This window comes from Ramlibacter humi (assembly GCF_004681975.1).
GTDB classification, from domain to species: Bacteria; Pseudomonadota; Gammaproteobacteria; order Burkholderiales; family Burkholderiaceae_C; genus Ramlibacter; species Ramlibacter humi.
Genome location: NZ_SMLK01000003.1, coordinates 246,339 through 267,557 on the forward strand (window position 1 = coordinate 246,339; position 21,219 = coordinate 267,557).

At 68.8% G+C, this 21,219-nt stretch carries 20 protein-coding genes; 9 read left to right on the forward strand and 11 right to left on the reverse strand.

Annotated elements, in window-relative coordinates; all coding sequences use genetic code 11:
* The first annotated feature begins 48 nt into the window (after nt 1-48).
* Nucleotides 49-588: an IMPACT family protein gene (locus tag EZ216_RS12170; RefSeq protein WP_500690379.1), complete on the forward strand. Its 540-nt coding sequence runs from the start codon at nt 49-51 to the stop codon at nt 586-588.
* On the opposite strand, the gene EZ216_RS12175 is transcribed toward EZ216_RS12170, so the two are convergent.
* Together EZ216_RS12175 and EZ216_RS12180 are read right to left on the reverse strand one after the other, a co-directional pair.
* Entirely contained in the window at nt 578-772 is a 195-nt protein-coding gene (locus EZ216_RS12175) for a DUF3606 domain-containing protein (protein WP_135250035.1), read from the reverse strand. The genes EZ216_RS12170 and EZ216_RS12175 overlap by 11 nt on opposite strands.
* 115 nt (nt 773-887) lie before the next feature.
* Nucleotides 888-1,670: a DUF72 domain-containing protein gene (locus EZ216_RS12180; RefSeq protein WP_135250036.1), complete on the reverse strand. Its 783-nt coding sequence runs from the start codon at nt 1,668-1,670 to the stop codon at nt 888-890.
* Nucleotides 1,671-1,747: 77 nt separating this feature from the next.
* Between EZ216_RS12180 and EZ216_RS12185 the strand changes: the two genes are divergently transcribed.
* Both EZ216_RS12185 and EZ216_RS12190 read left to right on the forward strand, forming a co-directional pair.
* Nucleotides 1,748-3,220 carry a M20 family metallopeptidase gene (locus EZ216_RS12185; protein ID WP_135250037.1) on the forward strand — a complete coding sequence of 491 codons (1,473 nt, stop codon included), beginning with the start codon at nt 1,748-1,750 and terminating at the stop codon, nt 3,218-3,220.
* A 65-nt stretch (nt 3,221-3,285) separates the two neighbouring features.
* Nucleotides 3,286-4,134: an alpha/beta hydrolase gene (locus EZ216_RS12190; protein WP_135250038.1), complete on the forward strand. Its 849-nt coding sequence runs from the start codon at nt 3,286-3,288 to the stop codon at nt 4,132-4,134.
* Here EZ216_RS12190 and EZ216_RS12195 read toward each other — a convergent pair.
* From EZ216_RS12195 to EZ216_RS12205, 3 genes are read right to left on the reverse strand one after another with little or no spacing between them, the layout of a single operon-like run.
* A complete protein-coding gene (locus EZ216_RS12195) occupies nt 4,131-5,294 on the reverse strand; it encodes an MFS transporter (protein WP_135250039.1) in 1,164 nt (387 codons plus the stop codon). The genes EZ216_RS12190 and EZ216_RS12195 overlap by 4 nt on opposite strands.
* A 10-nt stretch (nt 5,295-5,304) precedes the next feature.
* The gene (locus EZ216_RS12200; RefSeq protein ID WP_135250040.1) at nt 5,305-6,015 is read right to left on the reverse strand and encodes a 16S rRNA (uracil(1498)-N(3))-methyltransferase; all 711 of its coding nucleotides are present in this window, start codon (nt 6,013-6,015) and stop codon (nt 5,305-5,307) included.
* 6 nt (nt 6,016-6,021) lie between these two features.
* Nucleotides 6,022-7,119 carry an aminoglycoside phosphotransferase family protein gene (locus tag EZ216_RS12205; RefSeq protein ID WP_135250041.1) on the reverse strand — a complete coding sequence of 366 codons (1,098 nt, stop codon included), beginning with the start codon at nt 7,117-7,119 and terminating at the stop codon, nt 6,022-6,024.
* 75 nt (nt 7,120-7,194) lie between these two features.
* Between EZ216_RS12205 and EZ216_RS12210 the strand changes: the two genes are divergently transcribed.
* Genes EZ216_RS12210 through rsmA form a run of 3 tightly spaced genes read left to right on the forward strand, consistent with a single transcriptional unit; the run spans nt 7,195 to nt 11,711 of the window.
* Entirely contained in the window at nt 7,195-9,564 is a 2,370-nt protein-coding gene (locus EZ216_RS12210) for an LPS-assembly protein LptD (RefSeq protein ID WP_239024358.1), read from the forward strand.
* Nucleotides 9,565-9,575: 11 nt separating this feature from the next.
* The gene (locus tag EZ216_RS12215) at nt 9,576-10,925 is read left to right on the forward strand and encodes a peptidylprolyl isomerase (protein ID WP_135250042.1); all 1,350 of its coding nucleotides are present in this window, start codon (nt 9,576-9,578) and stop codon (nt 10,923-10,925) included.
* A 24-nt stretch (nt 10,926-10,949) separates the two neighbouring features.
* Nucleotides 10,950-11,711, forward strand: a complete 762-nt coding sequence (gene rsmA, locus EZ216_RS12220) for a 16S rRNA (adenine(1518)-N(6)/adenine(1519)-N(6))-dimethyltransferase RsmA (RefSeq protein WP_135250043.1) — start codon at nt 10,950-10,952, stop codon at nt 11,709-11,711.
* Nucleotides 11,712-11,959: 248 nt separating this feature from the next.
* Here rsmA and EZ216_RS12225 read toward each other — a convergent pair whose 3' ends face one another.
* From EZ216_RS12225 to EZ216_RS12235, 3 genes are all read right to left on the reverse strand, one after another.
* Nucleotides 11,960-12,388, reverse strand: a complete 429-nt coding sequence (locus tag EZ216_RS12225; RefSeq protein WP_135250044.1) for a barstar family protein — start codon at nt 12,386-12,388, stop codon at nt 11,960-11,962.
* 52 nt (nt 12,389-12,440) lie between these two features.
* Nucleotides 12,441-12,842, reverse strand: coding sequence for a guanyl-specific ribonuclease (locus EZ216_RS12230; protein ID WP_135250045.1), 402 nt, complete (start codon nt 12,840-12,842; stop codon nt 12,441-12,443).
* Between the two features lie 198 nt (nt 12,843-13,040).
* Entirely contained in the window at nt 13,041-15,383 is a 2,343-nt protein-coding gene (locus EZ216_RS12235) for an NADP-dependent malic enzyme (protein WP_135250046.1), read from the reverse strand.
* A gap of 181 nt (nt 15,384-15,564) precedes the next feature.
* On the opposite strand from EZ216_RS12235, the gene EZ216_RS12240 reads away from it, so the two are divergent.
* Both EZ216_RS12240 and EZ216_RS12245 read left to right on the forward strand, forming a co-directional pair.
* Nucleotides 15,565-15,927, forward strand: coding sequence for a TA system antitoxin ParD family protein (locus EZ216_RS12240; protein ID WP_135250047.1), 363 nt, complete (start codon nt 15,565-15,567; stop codon nt 15,925-15,927).
* A gap of 10 nt (nt 15,928-15,937) precedes the next feature.
* A complete protein-coding gene (locus EZ216_RS12245; protein WP_135250048.1) occupies nt 15,938-16,531 on the forward strand; it encodes an ATPase in 594 nt (197 codons plus the stop codon).
* Between the two features lie 36 nt (nt 16,532-16,567).
* Here EZ216_RS12245 and EZ216_RS12250 read toward each other — a convergent pair whose 3' ends face one another.
* The 3 genes from EZ216_RS12250 to EZ216_RS12260 are packed head-to-tail and all read right to left on the reverse strand — an operon-like array spanning nt 16,568 to nt 19,013.
* The gene (locus EZ216_RS12250; RefSeq protein WP_135250049.1) at nt 16,568-17,956 is read right to left on the reverse strand and encodes an aminopeptidase P N-terminal domain-containing protein; all 1,389 of its coding nucleotides are present in this window, start codon (nt 17,954-17,956) and stop codon (nt 16,568-16,570) included.
* The gene (gene murU, locus EZ216_RS12255) at nt 17,953-18,648 is read right to left on the reverse strand and encodes an N-acetylmuramate alpha-1-phosphate uridylyltransferase MurU (protein WP_239024359.1); all 696 of its coding nucleotides are present in this window, start codon (nt 18,646-18,648) and stop codon (nt 17,953-17,955) included. The genes EZ216_RS12250 and murU overlap by 4 nt, the downstream gene beginning before the upstream one ends.
* Nucleotides 18,648-19,013, reverse strand: a complete 366-nt coding sequence (locus tag EZ216_RS12260) for an S-adenosylmethionine decarboxylase family protein (RefSeq protein WP_135250050.1) — start codon at nt 19,011-19,013, stop codon at nt 18,648-18,650. Before EZ216_RS12260 ends, murU begins: the two co-directional genes overlap by 1 nt.
* Before the next feature lie 95 nt (nt 19,014-19,108).
* Here EZ216_RS12260 and tkt point away from each other — a divergent pair, with 95 nt between their 5' ends.
* Nucleotides 19,109-21,193 carry a transketolase gene (gene tkt, locus EZ216_RS12265; protein WP_135250051.1) on the forward strand — a complete coding sequence of 695 codons (2,085 nt, stop codon included), beginning with the start codon at nt 19,109-19,111 and terminating at the stop codon, nt 21,191-21,193.
* Nucleotides 21,194-21,219 lie beyond the last annotated feature (26 nt).

A 21,219-nucleotide genomic window follows, 5' to 3' on the forward strand; every position in this document is an offset into this window, starting at 1 on the left:
CTGCGCGAGCCGGTCCAAGCCGAGCTCATCATCAAGAAGAGCCGTTTCATCGGCTGCGTGCAGCCGATCGCAGGCCGCGCCGCGGCGGTGCAGGTGGTCGCGGGGTTGCACGCGGAACACCCGGGTGCCGCACATGTGTGCTGGGCCTTGCTGGCCGGCGGCGACTCGGCCGCCAACGACGATGGCGAACCGTCCGGCACCGCGGGCCGGCCGATGCTGGAAGTGCTGCGGCGCCAGCAGCTCGACGGCGTGCTGGCCACGGTCGTGCGCTACTTTGGCGGCGTCAAGCTGGGAGCGGGTGGGCTGGTGCGCGCATACACCGATGCGGTCGCGCAGCCCCTGCTGGGCGCGGCCAAGGTGCCGCTGCGGCGCGAAGTCGTGCTGGCAGTCGAAGCGCCCTACGCGCTGGAAGGCTTGGTGCGCCGCGAACTGGCTGCCCACGGCGCGCAGCTGCGACAGGCCACGCACGGCGAACGCGTGGCGTTCGTGTTTTCGGCGCCGGATGAAGCGGCCGCGCTGATCCGCAGGAACCTGGACGAGTCGGGCCAAGGCCAGCTGCGCTGGCGCGCCGCGCCGTTCACACCGTGAGGATGTTCTCCTGCCCGTCCAGCAGCTGCTCGACCTGGGCGGCGCTGGTGCCGACCTGTTGCACGGCCTCCCGCAGCTGGGACTCGTTGCAGGCGAAGCGTTTGGTCCACCAGCTCACTTCGCGAGGATTGTTCATGTCGATGAGTCCGCGGTTGGCGGGCACGGTGTCGATGGTGAAGGCCATGGCCTGATGCTCCCGATTGCCAAATTCTTGATCGGGGTCCATTGAGCCATCGGCCGGCCCGCCGGGCTTGACCGCTGGTGGCGAATGGCGGTGTCGGCTGCCGCCTACTCTTGCGCTAGGACTCTCTCGCACGCCCGGGAGTCCCCGCGATCCGCTGCAGGAAAGCGGTGGCGGCGGCCGGTGCGCGTTCCTTCGCGCCATTGATGAAAAAGCAGAAGGCGTCGCGCGCTTTGTCGCCGCTGGTCCAGGCTTTCGCGCCGGCGGCCCACGCATCCAGCGCTTCCGGCGCATAGCCGGTGGCCCGGTCGGGTTCGCTGCACATCAGGCGCAGGTACGCGAAAGGCGCCTGGTCGTCGGCGATGTGTGCGTACTTGGGCGAGTCGGTGTGCACGGTCGCGCAGCCGTAGCGGCGCGCGAGCGCCAGGTACTCCGGCACCTCGAAGCTGCGATGCCGCACTTCCAGCACATGCCGCAGCGGCAGCGAGCCCACCTTCGGCGGCAGCAACGCGAGGAAGGCTTCGAAGTCGGCCGCATCGAACTGCTTGGTGGGCATCATCTGCCAGAGGATGGGCCCGAGCTTGGCGCCGAGCTCCTCCACTCCGGAGCCGAGGAAGCGGTCGATTGCCTCGCGCGCCGAGCCGAGTTCGCGGCGGTTGGTGGTGGAGCGGTGCGCCTTGAGCGCGAAAACGTAGCCTTCGGGCGTCTCGTCGCGCCACTTGGCGAAGGTCGGCGCCTTGAACGTGCTGTAGAAGGTGCCGTTGACTTCCACCGCCGTCATGCGCCGGCTGGACCAGGCCAGCTCCTGGCTGTGCGGCAGCCCTTCCGGATAGAAGTTGCCGCCGCGCCAAGGCTCGTACGTCCAGCCGCCTACGCCCGTGTAGATGCGCGCATTGCTCATCGGTGGAATCTCCTTCGCGTTGCCGCACTTTAGCCGCGGGCGTAAAGTCCTGCCCTGCCTTCGAGGAACCGAAAGAGATGAACGCTCCCCTTCACCGCGAGATGCCCGCCACCGTGCTTGACGCCGCCCAGGCGCTGGACCATTCCACCCGCCAGTGGGACGGCGACATCGTGCGGCAGATCACCGACTACATCGCCATCCCGGCCAAGTCGCCGGGCTTCGACAAGGACTGGGCCGCGCACGGCCACCTGGAAACCGTGCTGCGCAACGCCGCCGCGTGGGTCGAGGCGCAGAAGGTCGAAGGCCTGAAGCTGGAGATCGTGCGCCTGCCGGGCCGCACGCCGGTGCTGTTCTTCGACATCCCCGCCACCAAGGCGGGCGCCACGCAGACCGTGCTGATGTACGGCCACCTGGACAAGCAGCCCGAGTTCACCGGCTGGCGCAACGGCCTGGGCCCGTGGACGCCCAAGTACGAGGACGGCAAGCTCTACGGCCGCGGTGGCGCGGACGACGGCTACGCCGTGTACGCCAGCATCGCCGCCGTACAGGCGCTGAAGGCGCAGAAGGCGGCGCACCCGCGCATCGTCGGGCTGATCGAAACCTGCGAGGAATCGGGCTCGTACGACCTGCTGCCCTACGTGGAAGCGCTGCGCCCGCGGATGGGCGATGTCGGCCTGGTGATCTGCCTGGACTCGGGTGCCGGCAACTACGACCAGCTGTGGCTGACCACGTCGCTGCGCGGCATGGCTTCGGGCACGCTGAAGGTCCAGATTCTCACCGAAGGCGTGCACTCGGGCGATGCATCCGGCCTGGTGCCTTCCAGCTTCCGCGTCATGCGGCAGGTGCTGGACCGTCTGGAAGACAGCAAGTCCGGCCGCCTGTTGCCCGGCAGCTTCCACTGCGAAGTGCCGGCCGTGCGGCTGGACCAGGCCAAGGCCACCGCCGCCATCCTGGGTGAAGAGGTCTACAAGCGCTTCCCGTGGGCGCACGCCGATTGCGGCGGCGCCGTGCAGACGGCGCTGCCCACCACCACCGATCCGGTGCAGGCACTGATCAACCGCACCTGGACGCCGACGCTGTCGGTCACCGGCGCCGAGGGGTTTCCGGCGCTGCAGGACGCGGGCAACGTGCTGCGGCCCTACACCGCCTTCAAGCTGTCGCTGCGCCTGCCGCCCCTGATCGATGCTGCCGCCGCGGTGCAGGAACTCAAGACGCTGCTGGAAGACAACGCGCCCTACCAGGCGGTGGTCACGTTCGAGGCCGGCAGCGCCGCCAGCGGCTGGAACGCGCCGGACACGGCGCCGTGGTTCGAGCAGTCGCTGAACGCCGCGTCGATGGCCCATTTCGGTGCGCCCTGCGGCTACATCGGCCAGGGGGGCACCATCCCGCTGATGAACCTGCTCAGTCAGGGCTTCCCGACGTCGCAGATGATGGTCTGCGGCGTGCTGGGGCCGCGCAGCAACGCGCACGGCCCGAACGAGTTCCTGCACGTGCCCTACGCCAAGCGGCTTACCGCTTCGGTGGCCGAGGTCATCGCGCGCATGCCCTGAAGGGCGCCGGCCATCGCTTGGTGCCGATTGGCGCTGGCCCAGCCGTCGGCGATGATCGGGGCTCCATGGCCGCGGAATCCACCTCCACGCTGTCCACCTTCACCGCCAGCGACGGCGACAACCTTGCCGTGCAGGACTGGCCGTTGCCCGAAGGGGCGGCGCTGCGCGGCTTCGTGCTCATCGTCCATGGGCTGGGTGAGCACGCGGGCCGCTACGAACATGTCGCCCGCCGGCTGAACGGCTGGGGCTTCGCGGTACGTGGGTACGACCAGTTCGGCCACGGCGAATCGGGCGGCGCGCGCGGCGCCCTGCCCACGGCCAACCGGTTGCTGGACGATCTGTCGGAGATGGTGGAAAGCACCCGCAGCCGCACGCCCGACGGCAAGCCGCTGATCCTGCTCGGGCACAGCATGGGCGGGCTGGTCGCCGCGCGTTACGCGGCCGAGCACCCGAAGCAGGTGGATGCCCTGGTGCTGTCCTCGCCCGCGCTGGCCACGCACATGTCGCCGTTCCAGAAGTTCCTCTCGCGCCTCATCCCCCAGCTGGCACCCAACTTGCGGCTGGGCAATGGACTGAACACGCGCTATCTGTCGCACGACCCGCATGTCGAACGCGCCTACAAGGCTGACGTGCTGGTGCACGACCGCATCAGCGCGCGGCTGGTGCAGTTCATCGCGGAAGGTGGACCGAAGGTGATCGCGCAGGCGTCGCAGTGGAAAGTGCCCACGCTGCTGATGTATGCCGGCCAGGACCGGCTGGTGAACCCCCAGGGCAGCCGTGAGTTCGAGCAAGCCGCGCCGAACGGTGTGGTGACGGCGTGCGCCTTTCCCGATCTCTACCACGAGATCTTCAACGAGCGCGAGGCGGAGCCGGTCTACGAGTGCCTGCGCGCCTGGCTCGAAGAACGCTTCTAGGCCGGCGCGCGCCGGCGCAGTCCCAGCCAGGCCAACGCGAAGGCCACCAAGGCGACCGGCACCAGCGACCCCCAGTTCAGCAGCGACCAGCCCTGCGTCGTCACCAGCACGCCGGAAGCCAGCGAGGTGCAGGCCAGTGTGGCCATCACGAAGAAATTGAGCGCCGCCTGCGCCATGTCCTTTTCTTCCGGCCGGTAGGTGGACAGCGACAGCGTGGTGCTGCCGGTGAACAGGAAGTTCCAGCCTACGCCCAGCAGCAGCAGCGCGGAGACGAACTGTTCCAGCTGCACGCCCGACAGGGCGATCGCGATGCAGACCGCATTCAGCACGACGCCGGCGCCCATCACGGCCAGCGCGCCGAAGCGCTTGATCAGCGAGCCGGTGAAGAAGCCCGGTGCGAACATGCCGATGACGTGCCACTGCAGCACCACGGCCGCGTCGCTGAACGGCAGGCCGCATTGCTGCATCGCGATGGGCGTGGCGGCCATCAGCAGGTTCATCACGCCGTAGCAGAGCGCGCCCGCGGCGGCGGCGACGATGAACACGGGCTGGCGCATCAACTCGCGCAACGGCCGGCCGGGCGGCAGGCTGGCCTTGGCGGGCGGCGGCGGGAAGCGCAGGAAAGCCATGAGCGCGATCGAGAGCAGCGCCACCACCGCGAGCGAGAGATAGGCGCCGGCGAACGGCACCGCGAAAAGGTCGCGCGTGCGCGCGGCGAGGTTCGGGCCAGCCACCGCGCCGATCAGGCCGCCGGCCATCACCAGCGACACCGCTTTCTCCCGCCGCGGCGCGTCCACCAGTTCCGCCGCCGCGAAACGGTACAGACCCGCGTTGGCGTTGTAGTAGCCGGCGACGACCGTCGCCAGGCACAGCAGCCAGAACTGGCGCGTGAAGGCCGCATACGCACACAGCAGCGCCGACAGCAATGCGACCAGCAAGCCGGCCTGGAACGAGCGCTGCCGGCCCCAATGCGCTTGCGTGCGCGCCACCATGCCGGTGGACAGCGCACCACCCACCACGTAGCCCATGACGGGCAGCGTCGCCATCCACCCGACCGGCGCCAGCGACAAGCCGACCAGCCCGTTGATGGCGATGAAGACGACGTTGTTGGTGAGGTACAGGCCCTGGCAGATCGCCAGCAGCCCCAGCGACCGGTTCATGCGAATGCTTTCACGATGCGGCGAGCACCAGCGCGGAGAGCGCCGCGATGGGCGCGGTTTCCGCGCGCAGCACGCGCGGGCCCAGGGTCACGGGCTCGAATCCGAGCGATCGCGCGCGCTGCGTTTCCGCCGGCGACAACCCGCCCTCGGGGCCGGAGAGCAGCACGATGGGCGCGGCCGGAGCGGGCAGAAGCGGCCGCGCGTCGGCGTCGAAAGAGAGAAAGCGCAGTGCCGCGCCCGCCAGCGGCTGCCACTGCGCGAATTCAGCCAACGCATGGACCACCGGCACGCGGTTGCCGCCGCACTGCTCGCAGGCCGCCGCCGCGATGGACTGCCAGTGCGCCTGGCGGCGCTGGGCGCGTTCGCCCGAGAGGCGCAGCACGCTGCGCTCCGTGGCCAGCGGCTGGATGCTGGCCACGCCCAGCTCGGCGGCCTTTTCCACGAGCCAGTCCATGCGGTCGTTGGCCGGCACGCCCAGCGCCAGGTGCACCTCACGCGCAGGCTGACGGTCGATCGCGCGATACGCGCCGACACGCACGGCCACGTCGGCCCGGCCCATCTTCGCGACCTGCGCCTGCCATTCGCCGCCGGTGCCATCGAACAGCGTGACCTCGTCGCCTGGCTGCAACCGCAGCACCTGGACGTGGCGCGCGGCGGCCGGCGGCAAATCGAAGACGGCGCCTTCCTGGAGCGGCGGCGGACAGTGCAGGCGCGGCGGCATGCGGGCCTAGACGCGGCCGAACGCGTAGCCGGTGGCGGCCTGCGTGCCTTCGATTTCGTCCACCATGCGCAGCAGCGGCGCCAGCTCGCGGTAGCGGCCGGCTGTGGCGCGGATGTAGCCGATGAACCGCGGCGCGTCGGCCAGGTACTTCGGCTTGCCGTCGCGCAGTGTGAGGCGCGCAAAGATGCCGGCGACCTTCAGGTGGCGCTGCAGGCCCATCCATTCCACTGAGCGATAGAACTCGCCGAAGTCCTGGTCCACCGGCAGCCCGGCTTTCTGCGCCTTCTGCCAATAGCGCACCGTGACATCGAGCACGAACTCCTCGTCCCAACTGAGGAAGGCGTCGCGCATCAGGCTGGCGATGTCGTAGGTGATGGGGCCGTGCACCGCATCCTGGAAGTCCAGCACGCCCAGCCGTGGTTCCGCCGCGTCGCGCGGGATCATGAGGTTGCGCGGCATGAAGTCGCGGTGGACGTACACCGCGGGCGAGGCCAGGTTGCGGCGGATGATCAGGTGGAAGGCTTCGTCCAGCGTTTCGCGCAGCTTGCCCTCGACGGCCACGCCGCGGTGCCTGGCCAGGTACCAGTCGGGGAACAGCGACAGCTCGCGCGCGAGCAGCGCCTCGTCATACGGTGGCAGTACGCCGGGGCGTGAAACCAGCTGCCACGCGATCAGCGCATCGACCGCGCGCAGGTACAGCGGCAGGTTGGCGGACGGCTGCTGCGGATCGACCACTTCGATCATGGTCTGCGTGCCCAGGTCGTCCAGCAGCATGAAGCCCTGCGGCTCGTCCCAGGCCAGCACGCGCGGCGCCAGCAGGCCCGCATCGGCCATCAGCTGGGCGATCGTCACGAAAGGACGGCAATCCTCCTTGTCGGGCGGCGCGTCCATCACGATGAAGCTGCGCCCTGCGCCGTCGACGCGGAGGTAGCGGCGGAAACTGGCGTCGGCCGAGGCGGCGCGCACGGTGGAGGGATCAAGGCCGTGGGCGGGGGCGACCGCCGCGAGCCAGCGGCCGAAGGCCTGCTCGCGCGTGGGATCGGCCCATGCCACGGCGCCGCCCGCGCCGGCGCCCGGCGCCGGTGGAGTATGGGAATCGCTCATGGATAATCCATTCTACAAACGCCCTGCGCCGGCCCCGCGGTTGCTGCGCGGTCCCCACGAGACGCCCGACGAGCCTTGAAACCCAACCGCGCACCGCGCCCCCGCTTCGCCTTGACGCCGCTGGCGCTCGCCGCCTTCGGCCTGCTGCATGAGACGGCGGCCTGGGCGCAGGAAGCTTCGTCCGGCGTGGGGCTCAAGCCCTCGCCGATGCTGCGCGAGAACATCCCGGCGACCGCGCGCCCCCAGCTGCCCACGTTCATCTACGGCGACCGCGTGAGCGGCCGCCCCGACCTGGACACCACCGTCGAGGGCAACGCCGAGCTGCGCAAGGGCGACACGGTGATTCGCGCCGACCGGCTGGAGTACTACCAGCCGGACGATCTGGCCAAGGCGCGGGGCAACGTGCGCATCAACCGCGCTGGCAACGTGTTCGAGGGCCCGCTGCTGGAGCTGAAGGTCGATTCCTTCGAAGGCTTCTTCAACGAGCCGCGCTACCGGTTCCTGCGCAACGATGCCTACGGCACGGCCTCCCGCGTGGACTTCATCGACACCGACCGTTTGGTGATCCGCGACGCCACCTACACCACGTGCCAACGCGAGGACTACCCCGGCTGGATGCCGGCCTGGATCCTGCGCGCCGGCGGCATCCGCATCGACCAGGAAGAGGAGACCGGCGTCGCCACCAACGCGGTGCTGAGCTTTTTCAACGTGCCCATCCTGCCGCTGCCGGAGCTGAGTTTTCCGCTGTCGGACAAGCGCAAGTCGGGTTTCCTGCCGCCCCTGATCGGCGTGGACAACATCAACGGCGTGGAGTACCGGCAGCCGTACTACTGGAACATCGCGCCCAACCGCGACGCGACGTTCTACCCCACGCTGATGTCCAAGCGCGGCGTGGACTTCGGCGGCGAGTTCCGCTACCTCGAGCCTCGGTATCAGGGTGAGGTGCACGCCGACCTGATGCCTTCGGACAAGCTGCGCGACCGCACCCGCTGGGGCTTCAATGCGAAGCACGATGGCGTCGTCTCCTCCAGCGCCGCATACGGCACGACCTCGCTCAGCCTGAACCTGAACCGGGTGAGCGACGACAACTACTGGCGCGACTTCTCGCGTGCCAGCGCCTCCCTCACGCAGCGCCTGCTCGCCAACGACGCCATCCTGAGTTGGACCAGCAACGATGGCTATTGGTATGGAACCGCGCGCACCCTGAAGTGGCAGGTGCTGCAGGACGCCACCGCGCCGATCACGCCTCCGTACGACCAGGTGCCGCAGCTGCTGGGACGCTATGCGCGACCGGACCTGCCGCTGGGCCTGGATGGCTCGATCGAGGTGAGCACGACCCGCTTCCAGTCGGACCGCATCCTGACTGGCCAGCCGAACGCGGACCGGACCTACACGCTGGCCCGGCTGGAGCGTCCGTGGAAGGCGCCGGGATGGTTCGTCACGCCGCGGGTGCAGCTGCACAGCACGCAGTACAGCTTCGACGCGCCGCTGGCCAACGGCGCCACCACGGCCACCCGCACGTTGCCGATCTTCAGCCTGGACAGCGGCCTGGTGTTCGAGCGCCAGGCCAGCTACTTCGGCCGCGCGTTCGTGCAGACGCTGGAGCCGCGCGCCTTCTACGTCTACACGCCGTTCCGCGACCAGTCGCTGCTGCCCAACTACGATTCGGGCCTCAACGACTTCAACTTCGCCACTGTCTACACCGAGAACGCGTTCGGCGGGAACGACCGCATCTCGGACAACAACCTGCTGACCGTTGGCGCGACCACACGCCTGATCGACCCCGGCACGGGCGCCGAGGCCGCCAAGTTCAGCGTCGCTCAGCGCCTTCGCTTCAAGGACCAGCTGGTCACCCTGCCCGGCGGCACGCCCATCAGCGAGCGCCTCTCGGACATCCTGTTCGGCGCCACGTTGAACTGGACCCCGAAGTGGACCGTGGACGGCACGGTGCAGTACAACCCGAAGACCGGCCGGTCGGAGCGCACGACGATCGGCGGCCGCTACAACCCGAGCAACTACCGCGTGATCAGCGCTGCCTACCGCCTGCAGCGCGGCCAGTCGGAGCAGATCGACTTTGGCTGGCAGTGGCCGATCAACGACCTGTGGGGCGATCGCGGCCAGGATCTTGGTCCCGGCCGCGGCCAGGGTGGTGGCCGCTGGTACGCCGTGGGCCGGCTGAACTACAGCCTGCAGGACAAGCGCATCGTCGACACCGTGGCCGGCATCGAGTACGACGCCTGCTGCTGGATCGGCCGTGTCGTGCTGGAGCGCCTGCAAAGCAGCACCACCAGCGCCAACAAGCGCATCATGTTCCAGATCGAGTTCGTCGGCTTCAGCCGACTGGGCTCCAACCCGCTTTCCACGCTGCGCCAGAACGTGCCGCGCTACCAGTTGCTGCGCGACCCCGCCCAGCCTGCCCCGAGCCGCTTCTCGAACTACGAATGAAGACCTCCGTCATGAGCCCACGTGCCCTCGCCCTTCTGCTGGCCGGCCTGGCCGCCGCGGCCGACCCCGCTCTTGCCCAGTTGCGCCCGACGGCGCCGTTGACCACCGCGCCGGTACCTTCCAGCCGGCCCACTGGTCCGCGCCAGGCCGACTACATCGTCGCAGTGGTCAATTCCGAGCCGATCACGAACAACGAGGTGCGCACGCGCCTGCTGCGGTTCGAGCAGCAGCTGGCCCAGCAGGGCGCCGCGATGCCGCCGCGCGGCGAACTGGCTCGCGTGGTGCTGGAGAGGCTGATCAGCGAAAAGGCGCAGCTGCAGCTGGCGCGGGAAAACGGATTGAAGGCCAGCGACGCGCAGGTGGACCAGGCCGAGCAGAACTTCGCGCGCCAGAACGACATGGACGTGGCGACGCTGCGCCGCCGGCTGGCGGCCACCGGTGTCGATTCGGCGGCGTTCCGCGAGGACCTTCGCAACCAGATCCTGCTGTCGCGCCTGCGCGAGCGGGAAGTGGACCAGCGCGTGAAGGTCACCGACCTGGACGTCGAGCAGTTCATGCGCGAGCAGGCCTCCCAGAGCGGACCCACCGAGCTGAATCTCGGCCACATCCTGGTGGCGGTGCCCGAGAACGCTTCCGAAGCGCAGGTGCGCGCGGCGCAGGAGAAGGCGCAGCGCGTGGCCGAGAAGGCTCGTGCCGGCGAGGACTTCGGCAAGCTCGCCCGCGAGAACTCCGATGCGCCAGGCGCGGCGAACGGCGGCCAGATGGGCATGCGCGGCGAGGACCGCTACCCCGGGCTGTTCCTGGACGCCGTGCGCTCGCTGCCGGTGGGCGGCGTGAGCCAGGTGGTCCGCTCGGGCGCCGGCTTCCACGTGCTGAAGGTCGTCGAGAAGCGCCAGGGCGGTCTGGCCACCGCGGTGACGCAGACCCATTCGCGGCACATCCTGCTGCGTCTCAGCGGCAGCCTCACCGAGGCGGCGGCGGTCGCTAGGCTGGCCGATTTCAAGAAGCGCATCCAGTCCGGCCAGGCCACGTTCGAACAGCTGGCCCGTGAGTTCTCGCAGGATGCGAGCGCGCAGCGTGGCGGTGACCTGGGCTGGGTCAATCCCGGCACCTTCGTGCCGGAGTTCGAGGACGTGCTGGACACCCTGGAGCCCGGGCAGATCTCCGATCCGCTCGTCTCGCGCTTCGGCGTGCACCTGGTACAGCTGCTGGGGCACCGCACCGCCGAGCTCAGCCCGCGCGAACAGAGGGACGTCGCGCGCAACGTGCTGCGCGAGAAGAAGCTGGACGAGGCCTACGCTCAGTGGGCGCAGGAAGTGCGCGGCCGTGCGTACGTCGATTTCCGCGAGCCGCCGCAGTAAGTCCCGCGCACAGGCCGCGCCAGCGTGAAACACCAGCCGCGCAAGCGCTTCGGCCAGCATTTCCTGGCCGACGATTCGGTCATCGATGCCATCGTGCGCGAGATCGCGCCAAAGGCCGGCCAGGCGATGGTCGAGATCGGTCCCGGACTGGCGGCGCTGACGCAGCCGCTCGTCGAGCGCCTGGGACGCCTGACCGTCGTCGAGCTCGATCGCGACCTGGCCGCGAAGCTGCGGCAGCATCCGCAGCTCGATGTGGTGGAGTCCGACGTTCTGCGCATCGACTTCACCGCGCTGGCGGCTTCGATGGGGGTGCCGAGCCTTCGGGTGGCCGGCAACCTGCCGTACAACATCTCCACGCCCATCCTGTTCCACCTGCTCGACCACGTCGGCGCGGTGGAGGACCAGCACTTCATGCTGCAGAAGGAAGTGGTGGATCGCATGGTGGCCAGCCCGGCCACCGCCGACTACGGCCGCTTGTCGGTGATGCTGCAGTGGCGCTACGAGATGGAGAACGTGCTGCACGTGCCGCCGGAGGCCTTCGATCCACCACCGAAGGTGGACAGCGCCGTGGTCCGCATGATTCCCCTCGCCGCGACGGAGCAGCTGGATGCTGCCCTGCTTTCCGAGCTGGTGCAGGTGGCCTTCAGCCAGCGCCGCAAGCTGCTGCGCCATTCGCTGGGCAAGTGGCTGGAAGCAAAGGCGTTCGGCGGCACTTTCGACGTGCAGCGGCGGGCCGAGGAAGTGCCGGTCGCCGAGTACGTGTCGCTCGCGCAGTCGCTGCGCTGAAGCGGCAAAAGAAAAGCCCCGCGTCGCGGGGCTTTCGTTTCAGGGCTGCGCGTCAGTTCACGCGGCGTTGAGCCAGTAACCCGAATTGAACGGGCTGCTCATTCGCAGCGCGAGGGGCGAGACGTCCACCAGCTTGTCGGTGGGCATCTTTTCTCCGGTCTCGGTGACGGCAGGGGCGACAGCAGCGGGTTCGCTGGTGCCCTGGGCCTCGTTCGCCCGTTCCGCTTGGCCTGCTTGCGCGGAACGGGCTACAGAAAAGAATAGAAGCACCGGAATGGGATTTTCCGGTCGCCCCAGTAGTCGGCGGTGTCGCGGAAGATGTCCAGCAGCTGCTCGCGTGCTTCCTTGTCGAACTTGGCCGTGGCGGGAATCTGCTCCAGCACCACGATGAAGCCCGGCTGCGGGCCGGACTTGTGGACCGGGTCGGTCATGCAGTCGTACAGCGCATCGAAGTTCTTGCCGAAGTGCGCCGGCAGGATGAACTGCTGGGCGAGCAGGTCCAGGACGTCCTGCTTGCTCTGGGCGTTGGCCAGATTGGCGTACAGGAAGTGCTGGCCGAGGGCGCGGGCGCTGTCCTGCAGGTCCTGCACGCGGAAAGCGCGGATGGACTGCACGATGTTGCTGCGCACGCCTTTCAGGGGCGTTTCTCCGATGTCGGGGCGAAGGGTGGTCTCCATCTCCGCTTCTCTTTCCATGGATGTCAAAAACAGGTCCCGCTTCATTTCAGGGTCACTCCACGATCTTGCGAAAACTGGCGTAGTGGTCAGCGGTGTAGTAACAAGCGTCCGGCCGCCGTAGCGGGCCGCCGCACACGATGCGCCGGGCGCCCCGGTCGCGTGAGCCTGGCGTCCTCACGGTGTATTCGCGCCAATAACCGCGTCGCGCCGCAGGAAGCTGCCGCTCGCGATTGCCGAACACCGCGCCGTCCTTTTCGTACGGGAACGGTCCGCCCAAGCGGATCAGTTCGTAGGTCTCCCGGCCCTGCTGGGGCAGCTCGGCCACGCTGACGGTGGCTTGGCCGCTTCCGGCGGAACCTTCCAGGGGGCCCTTGGCTGCCACCGGAAACCCGGTGAGGGCAGCTGCGAACAAGAGGCTAGTGAGCGCAAACTTGAAAGCAGCGGCGCGCGCCATGGAACAGCTTGGGGACCTCTGGGGTTGACCTTGGGACGCCTTTCCGGAGCCGGTGGGCGCCAGCCTTTCGGCTGTCAGTCCCTCGGGTTAACCCGGAAAATCAAGGGCGCTAGTGTGAACGATCCGGTCACAAAAGGCAAGCGGCTGCCCAATTTTTGGGCAGCCACCAAGGCCTTTCCGGACGGGCTTGACGCCCGACTAAGTTAGTGCCAGCTGTCGTGGGTGGCCCACTCGGCCCGCGTTCGCGTCGGCCACCGTCAAAGCCGTCATGTTGACGATCCGGCGCACGGTGGTGCTGGCCGTCAGGATATGCACCGGTTTCGCCGCGCCCAGCAGGACCGGGCCGATGGCGATGTTGCCGCCGGCCGCCGTCTTCAGCAGGTTGTAGGCGATGTTGGCCGAATCGATGTTCGGGCAGACGAGCAGGTTGGCGTCGCCCGCCAGCGTGCTGTGCGGCATGATCTGCGCCCGCTGCGCGCCATCCAGCGCCACGTCGCCGTGCATCTCGCCGTCCACTTCCAGCCACGGCGCGGCGTCGCGCAGCAGCCCGAGCGTCTCGCGCATCTTCACCGCGCTGGGCTGGTTGCTGGAGCCGAAGTTGGAGTGCGACAGCAGAGCGGCCTTGGGCTTCAGGCCGAACCGCATCATCTCCTCGGCCGCCATCACCGTGATCTCGGCCAGCTGCGCGGCCGTGGGGTCGTAGTTGACGTGCGTGTCCACCAGGAACAGCTGGCGGTTGGGCAGCATCAGCCCGTTCATGGCCGCGTAGGTGCACACGCCTTCGCGCTTGCCGATCACCTGGTCGATGTACTTCAGGTGGATGTCGGTGGTGCCCCAAGTGCCGCAGATCATGCCGTCGACCTGCTCCTTGTGCAGCAGCATCGCGCCGATCAGCGTCAGGCGCCGCCGCATCTCGATCTTGGCCATCTGCATGGTGACGCCCTTGCGGTCCATCATGCGGTGGTAGGTCTGCCAGAAGTCGCGGTAGCGGTCGTCGTGCTCGGTATTGACGATGTCGTAGTCGCGTCCTTCCTGCAGCCGCAGGCCGAACTTCTCGATGCGCTGGGCGATCACCGCGGGGCGGCCGATGATGGTCGGGCGCGCCAGGTTCTCGTCCACCACGATCTGCGCCGCGCGCAGCACGCGCTCTTCCTCGCCTTCGCAGTAGGCCACGCGCTTCTTCGTCGAAGCCTTGGCCGCGGTGAAGATCGGCTTCATCGTCGTGCCCGACGCGTATACGAAGCTCTGCAGCTTCTCGCGGTACGCGTCCATGTCCTTGACCGGCCGCAGCGCCACGCCGCTGTCGACGGCGGCCTGCGCCACCGCGGGCGCGATCTTCATCATCAGCCGCGGGTCGAACGGCTTGGGGATCAGGTAGTCGGGGCCGAACTGCAGCATCTGCCCCGCGTACGCGGCCGCCACCACTTCGCTCTGCTCGGCCTGCGCCAGCTCGGCGATGGCGTGCACCGCCGCGATCTCCATCTCCACCGTGATCGTGGTCGCGCCCGAATCCAGCGCGCCGCGGAAGATGTACGGGAAGCACAGGACGTTGTTCACCTGGTTCGGGTAGTCCGTGCGGCCCGTCGCCAGGATCGCGTCCGGTCGGACCGCCTTGGCGTCCTCCGGCATGATTTCCGGATTGGGGTTGGCCAGCGCCAGGATCAGCGGCGATGCGGCCATCTTCTTCACCATCTCCGGCTTCAGCACGCCGCTGGCCGACAGGCCCAGGAAGATGTCCGCGCCCTCGATCACGTCGGACAGCGTTCGCGCCGAAGTCTTCTGCGCGAACTGCACCTTGTCCTCGTCCATCAGCTCGGTGCGGCCTTCGTACACCACGCCCGCCAGGTCGGTGGCGAAGATGTTCTTTTTCGGCAGGCCCAGCTTCACCAGCAGGTTCAGGCAGGCCAGCGCCGCGGCGCCGGCGCCGGAGGTCACCAGCTTCACCTCGGAGAGGTTCTTGCCCACGACCTTCAGGCCGTTGATGATGGCTGCGCCGACGACGATGGCCGTGCCGTGCTGGTCGTCGTGGAAGACCGGGATCTTCATCCGCTCGCGCAGCTTGCGCTCGACGTAGAAGCAGTCCGGCGCCTTGATGTCCTCGAGGTTGATGCCGCCGAAGGTGGGCTCCAGCGCGGCGATCACGTCGACCAGCTTGTCGAGATCGTTCTTCTCGTTGATCTCGATGTCGAAGACGTCGATGCCGGCGAACTTCTTGAACAGCACGCCCTTGCCTTCCATCACCGGCTTGGACGCCAGCGGGCCGATGTCGCCCAGGCCCAGCACGGCCGTGCCGTTGGTGATGACGGCCACGAGGTTGCCGCGCGCGGTGTAGCGGAAGGCGGCGGCGGGATCCTTGACGATCTCCTCGCACGGCGCGGCCACGCCGGGGGAATAGGCCAGCGCCAGGTCGTGCTGGTTCAGCAGCTGCTTGGTCGCGGCGATCGCCACTTTCCCCGGCGTCGGATGCTCGTGGTATTCGAGGGCGGCCTGGCGCAACTGGGCACGCTTGTCGCCCGCGTTCTGCGAATCGTTGGGGGGCATGGGCAGGGTGTCTCCACGGCCGGCCGCTCGTTGGCGCAGCCGGCTCATTCAGGGGCCGCGATTGTAGATCGCGCCTGACTCGAGGGCGCCATCCGGCGCTCAGCCGAAAGGGCGCGCCGCAACGCGCCCTCATGGCGCACCATGGCGTAAAATGGCGCAATCCCGACATCGGAGGCGCGCCATGTCAGAACCCACTCCCACCTACGTCTCGGTCAAGCTGCCGGCCGACCTGGTGAACCAGGCGCGCGAGGCGGCGCAGACCATGCGCCGCTCGGTCGCCAGCCAGATCGAGTACTGGGCCACCCTGGGCAAGGCCCTGGAACACGCGGGCCTGTCCACCAGCGACAGCCGCGCGCTCATCGCCCGGCAGGAGCGATCTGCCTACGGGCCCGGCACCAGCCCGCCACCGGCCTCGCCCGAGCTGGAAGACCTGCAGGCGCACGTGCTCGCGCTCGCCAAGTCCGGCGCGCTGACGGCGCGGGCGCAGGAAGCCGTCAGCACCGGCCGCTCGCGCGGCCGCGGCAAGGGGCGAAAGTCCGCATGAGACCCAGCCGATGCCGGTCCTGCACCTGATCGCGGGGCCGCACGGCGTGGGCAAGACGGCGCTGTACCACTACTTGGTCGCGCCGCGCTACCCGGCACTGCCGTTCGTCGATCCCCAGGCTTACGCCGCCGCGCACCTGCAGCACCTGCAGGACGACGAGGCACGCGCGTCCGCTGCGCGCGACTGGGCCGACGCGCAGTGGCAGCGGCTGCTGCGCGAGCGCGTCTCGTTCGTCGCCGAGACGGGGCTTTCGCATCCTTCGCGCCTGGCCTTGATCGGGCAGGCGCGAACGCTGGGTTTCGAAGTGGTGCTGTATGCGATGGGCCTGGACGAGCCGCGCAAGCTGCTGCAGCGCGTGAACCAGCGGGTGCGCGAGGGCGGCCACGGCGTGCCGACGCACAAGCTGCTGGCGCGCTACGCCCGCACACTGGACCACCTGCGGCATGCGGTGTTCCTGGCCGACCTCTCGCTGCTGTTCGACGGCAGCGACGCGCACGAAGGCGGCCCGCGGCTGATCGCCACCGTGATGGGCAGCCAGATGCAGCTGCACACGGTGCAGCGCCCGCGCTGGGCGGAGAAGGTGCTGGGGTTCGCGGAAGGCTGATACGCGTCAAGCGCGCAAGAACCCCGAGGACGCGCGTCAAGCGCGCATCAGGGCCTCGATCTCGTCGGCCTTCACCGGCACGCCGCGCGTGATCAGCTCGCAACCCTTGTCCGTGACCACCGCGTCGTCCTCGATGCGGATGCCGATGTGGTGGAACTTCTCGGGCACGCCCTCGGCGGGCCGCACGTAGATGCCGGGTTCGATGGTCAGCACCATGCCGGGCTTCAGGATGCGGCTGGGCCGGTTCTTGATCGTCTCGCCCGAGAGCGGATCGCGCCGCTCGCTGACCTCGCCCACTTCGCTGGGTTCGACATAGCTGCCGCAATCGTGCACGTCCATGCCCAGCCAGTGGCCGGTGCGGTGCATGTAGAACTGGAAGTAGGCGCGCTTCTCGATGACGTCGTCGACGGTGCCGACCTTGTTGCGGTCCAGCAGGCCGACGTCCAGCATGCCTTGCGCCAGCACCTTCACCGTGGCGTCGTGCGGGTCGCTGAAGCGGGCGCCGGCCTTCGTCGCCGCCACCGCGGCGTCTTGGGAGGCGAGCACCAGGTTGTACAGCTCGCGCTGCGGGCCGGTGAACTTGCCGTCGGCCGGGAAAGTTCGGGTGATGTCGCTGGCGTAGCCATCCAGTTCGCAGCCGGCGTCGATCAGCACCAGCTCGCCCTTGCGCACCGGCGTGCCTGCGGCGCGGTAGTGCAGCACGCACGCATTGGCACCCGCCGCGACGATGGAGCCGTAGGCAGGGTACTGCGAGCCGCCCAGGCGGAACTCGTGCAGCAGCTCGGCGTCCAGGTGGTACTCGCGCACGTCCCGGCCTTCGCGCAACATGCGCGCCGACAGCTTCATTGCGCGGACGTGCGCGCGGGCGCTGATCTGCGATGCGCGGCGCATCACGTCCAGCTCGTGCGCGTCCTTCACCAGGCGCATCTCGTCCAGTACGGAGCAAAGGTCACGCTGCTCCTCGGGGCAAAGCGCGCCGTAGCGCACGCGCGCGCGCACCTGATTGAGCCAGTTGCCGACGCGCGCTTCCAGGCCTTCGTGGATCGCGAACGGGTACCAGACCGCGTCGCGGTTTTCCAGCAGGCGCGGCAGGCGCGTGTCCAGTTCGTTGATGGAGAAGGCTTCCTGCACGCCCAGCTTCGCCGGCGCGGCCTCGGGCCCCAGTCGGTAGCCGTCCCAGATCTCGCGCTCCAGGTCCTTGGGTGCGCAGAACAGCGTGCTCTTGCCGTCACCCGCGATGACGAGAAATGCGTTCGGCTCCTCGAAGCCGGTGAGGTAGTAGAAGTAGCTGTCGTGCCGGTAGAGGAAATCGCTGTCGCGGTTTCGCGCGCGCTCGGGCGCGGTGGGCACGAGCGCGATGCCGTTCTTGCCGATCCGGGAAGCGACGCGCGCGCGGCGCTCGGCGTACAGGTGGGTGCTGTTCATGGTGAGTTCAGTTGGGCCAGCCGCTGCGGCGTGCCGACGTCGGTCCAGGGTCCGGTGTGAAGCTGCGCGGTGACCTGCCGATTGTCCATCGCGCGGCGCAGCATGGGGGCGAGCGGGACTTTTTCGCCGCGCGGATTGCCGGCGGGCAGTTCGTCGAAGAAGGCCTTGCGGTACAGGCCGATGGTGGAATACGTGTAGCTCGGTTCGCCGCGGTTCAGCGCGATGCCGTCGGCACGAAGGCCGAAATCACCCTTCGGGTTGTGCTCGGGGTTGGGCACGAAGAACAGGTGCGCCAGCGCGGTGCCGGACGCGAAACGCTGGAGCGCTTCGTGGTCGAAGGCGAAGCCCGGCACGTACACGTCGCCGGCCACCACCCAGAACACCTCGTCCAGCAGCGGCAATGCCCGCGCGATGCCGCCGGCCGTCTCCAGTGCGCCGCCGAAGTCACGGCCTTCGTGCGAGTACGCCAGCCGCATGCCGCCCAGGCGGTGGCCGTAGCGCGACTCGATCTGTTCGCCCAGCCAGGCGGTGTTGATCACCGTTTCGCCGTAGCCGGCATCCGCCAGTGCTTCGAGGTGCCAGCCGATCAGCGGCCGGCCTTGCACTTCCAGCAGCGGCTTGGGGCAGCTGTCGGTCAGCGGCCGCATGCGTTCGCCGCGCCCGGCGGCCAGCACCATCGCCTGTGCCTGCATTACTCGCCGTCCCCGCGGTCGAGCGAGCGCTGCTCCGTCCACTCGGGCTGGAAGCGTTGCACCAGCGCGTACATCAGTCCGCGCGCCTTGGCGGAGAGATCGTCTTCGGCATGCGCCAGGCAGACATCGACGGTGACGCCGCGCTGGTCGGGCCAGGTGTGCAGGCAGACGTGCGAGCCGGGCAGCATCAGCGCAGCGGTGGCGCCGCCGGAAGCCTCCGAGGCGTAGAAGAGCTCGCGCTCGACGGGCAGGCCCACGGCTTCGGCCGCCTGGCGCGACCACTCGCCCAGTTCCCGCGCGTCGGTCAGCCAGCGCGGCTCGCAGCGGCACTGGTAGAGATCGGCGGTGAGATGAAGACCTCGCATTGCGCCACTTTAGACGACCGGACGCGGCGGCGGCGCGACCGGAGGGGCCGCCAGCCCAGCCAGTAAAATTTCGGGTTTCCCCCTAGGCGCCCGCGATGTCCCTCCTCTCCGCTGCTTCCACCCCGGCTTCTTCCACTCCTGCTGCTGCGCGCGCCGACGCCGCGCAGATGGCCAACGCCATCCGGGCGCTGGCCATGGACGCGGTGCAGGCAGCCAACTCCGGCCACCCGGGCGCGCCGATGGGCATGGCCGACATCGCGGTTGCGTTGTGGCACCGCCACCTGAGGCACAACCCGGCCGATCCGAAGTGGTTCGACCGCGACCGCTTCGTGCTGTCCAACGGCCACGGCTCCATGCTGGTCTACGCGCTGCTGCACCTGACCGGTTACGACCTGCCGATGCAGGAGCTGAAGAACTTCCGCCAGCTGCACAGCAAGACCGCCGGCCACCCCGAAGTGGGCGTGACGCCCGGCGTGGAAACCACCACCGGCCCGCTGGGCCAGGGCATCACCAACGCGGTGGGCATGGCGCTGGCCGAGAAGCTGCTGGCCGCGGAATTCAACCGCGATGGCCACACCATCGTCGATCACCACACCTACGTCTTCCTCGGTGACGGCTGCCTGATGGAGGGCATCAGCCACGAAGCCTGCGCGCTGGCCGGCGCCTGGAAGCTGAACAAGCTGGTGGCCGTCTATGACGACAATGGCATCTCCATCGACGGCCAGGTCACGCCCTGGTTCATCGACGACACGCCCGCGCGCTTCCGCGCCTACGGCTGGAACGTCATCGGCCCGATCGACGGCCACGATGTGGACGCGGTGGACCGCGCCATCGCCGACGCGCGCAACAGCGCCGACAAGCCCACGCTGGTCGTCGCCAAGACGCAGATCGGCAAGGGCAGCCCCAACCGCGTGAACACCGCCAAGGCGCACGGCGAGGCGCTGGGCCTGGAAGAAGTGACGCTCACGCGCGAGGCGCTGGGCTGGCCGCACGACCCCTTCGTGGTGCCCAAGGAAATCTACGGCGCATGGGATGCCAAGGCCTCCGGCCGCAAGGCGCAGGCCGAGTGGGAAGCGCGCTTCGCCATGTACAAGGCCGCCTACCCCGAGCTCGCGACCGAATTCGCCCGCCGCATGAAGGGCGAGCTGCCGCGCAACTTCGCGCAAGTGGCCGTCGATGCCGCCGTGGGCGCGCATGCCAAGGCCGAGACCGTCGCCTCGCGCAAGGCTTCGCAGCTGGCGCTGGAAGCCTTCACCGCCGCCCTGCCGGAGATGCTGGGCGGCAGCGCCGACCTCACCGGCTCCAACCTCACCAACACCAAGAGCACCGCGCCGCTGCGCTTCGACCTGGCGGGCGAGGTCAAGCGCGACGAGCAGGGCCGCATCGGCCGCCACATCAACTACGGCGTGCGCGAGTTCGGCATGGCCGCGGTGCTGAACGGCATCGCGCTGCACGGCGGCTACATCCCGTACGCCGGCACCTTCCTCACGTTCAGCGACTACAGCCGCAACGCCATCCGCATGGCGGCGCTGATGAAGCAGCGCGTGATCCACGTGTTCACGCACGACTCCATCGGCCTGGGCGAAGACGGTCCGACCCACCAGTCCATCGAGCATGCTTCCAGCCTGCGCCTGATCCCCAACCTGGACGTCTGGCGCCCGGCTGACACGGCCGAAACCACCGTGGCTTGGGCCGTCGCGCTGCAGAACACGCAGCGCCCGACCGCGCTGCTGCTCTCGCGCCAGAACCTGCCGTACGCGCCCAAGGCCGGCCTGGAAGACATCAGCAAGGGTGGCTACGTGCTGGCCGAGCCGGCGGAAGTCGGCGCCCGCGGCAAGCCGCGCGCGGTGATCATCGCCACCGGCTCCGAAGTGCAGCTGGCGCTGAAGGCGCAGGAGCAGCTGGCGCAGGACGGCATCGCGGTTCGCGTGGTCTCCATGCCCAGCACCACCACGTTCGACCGCCAGAGCGCCGCGTACAAGACGGAAGTGCTGCCCGCGGGCGTGCCGCGCATCGCCGTCGAGGCGGGCGTCACCGACTTCTGGTGGAAGTACGGCTGCGCGGCGGTGGTCGGCATCGACACCTACGGCGAGTCCGCGCCCGCCAACGTGCTGTTCAAGCACTTCGGCTTCACGCCGGAGAACGTGGCCGACACCGTGCGGGTGGCACTGTCGCGCTGAGGCGCCCCACAAGCGCGCGCGGCTGG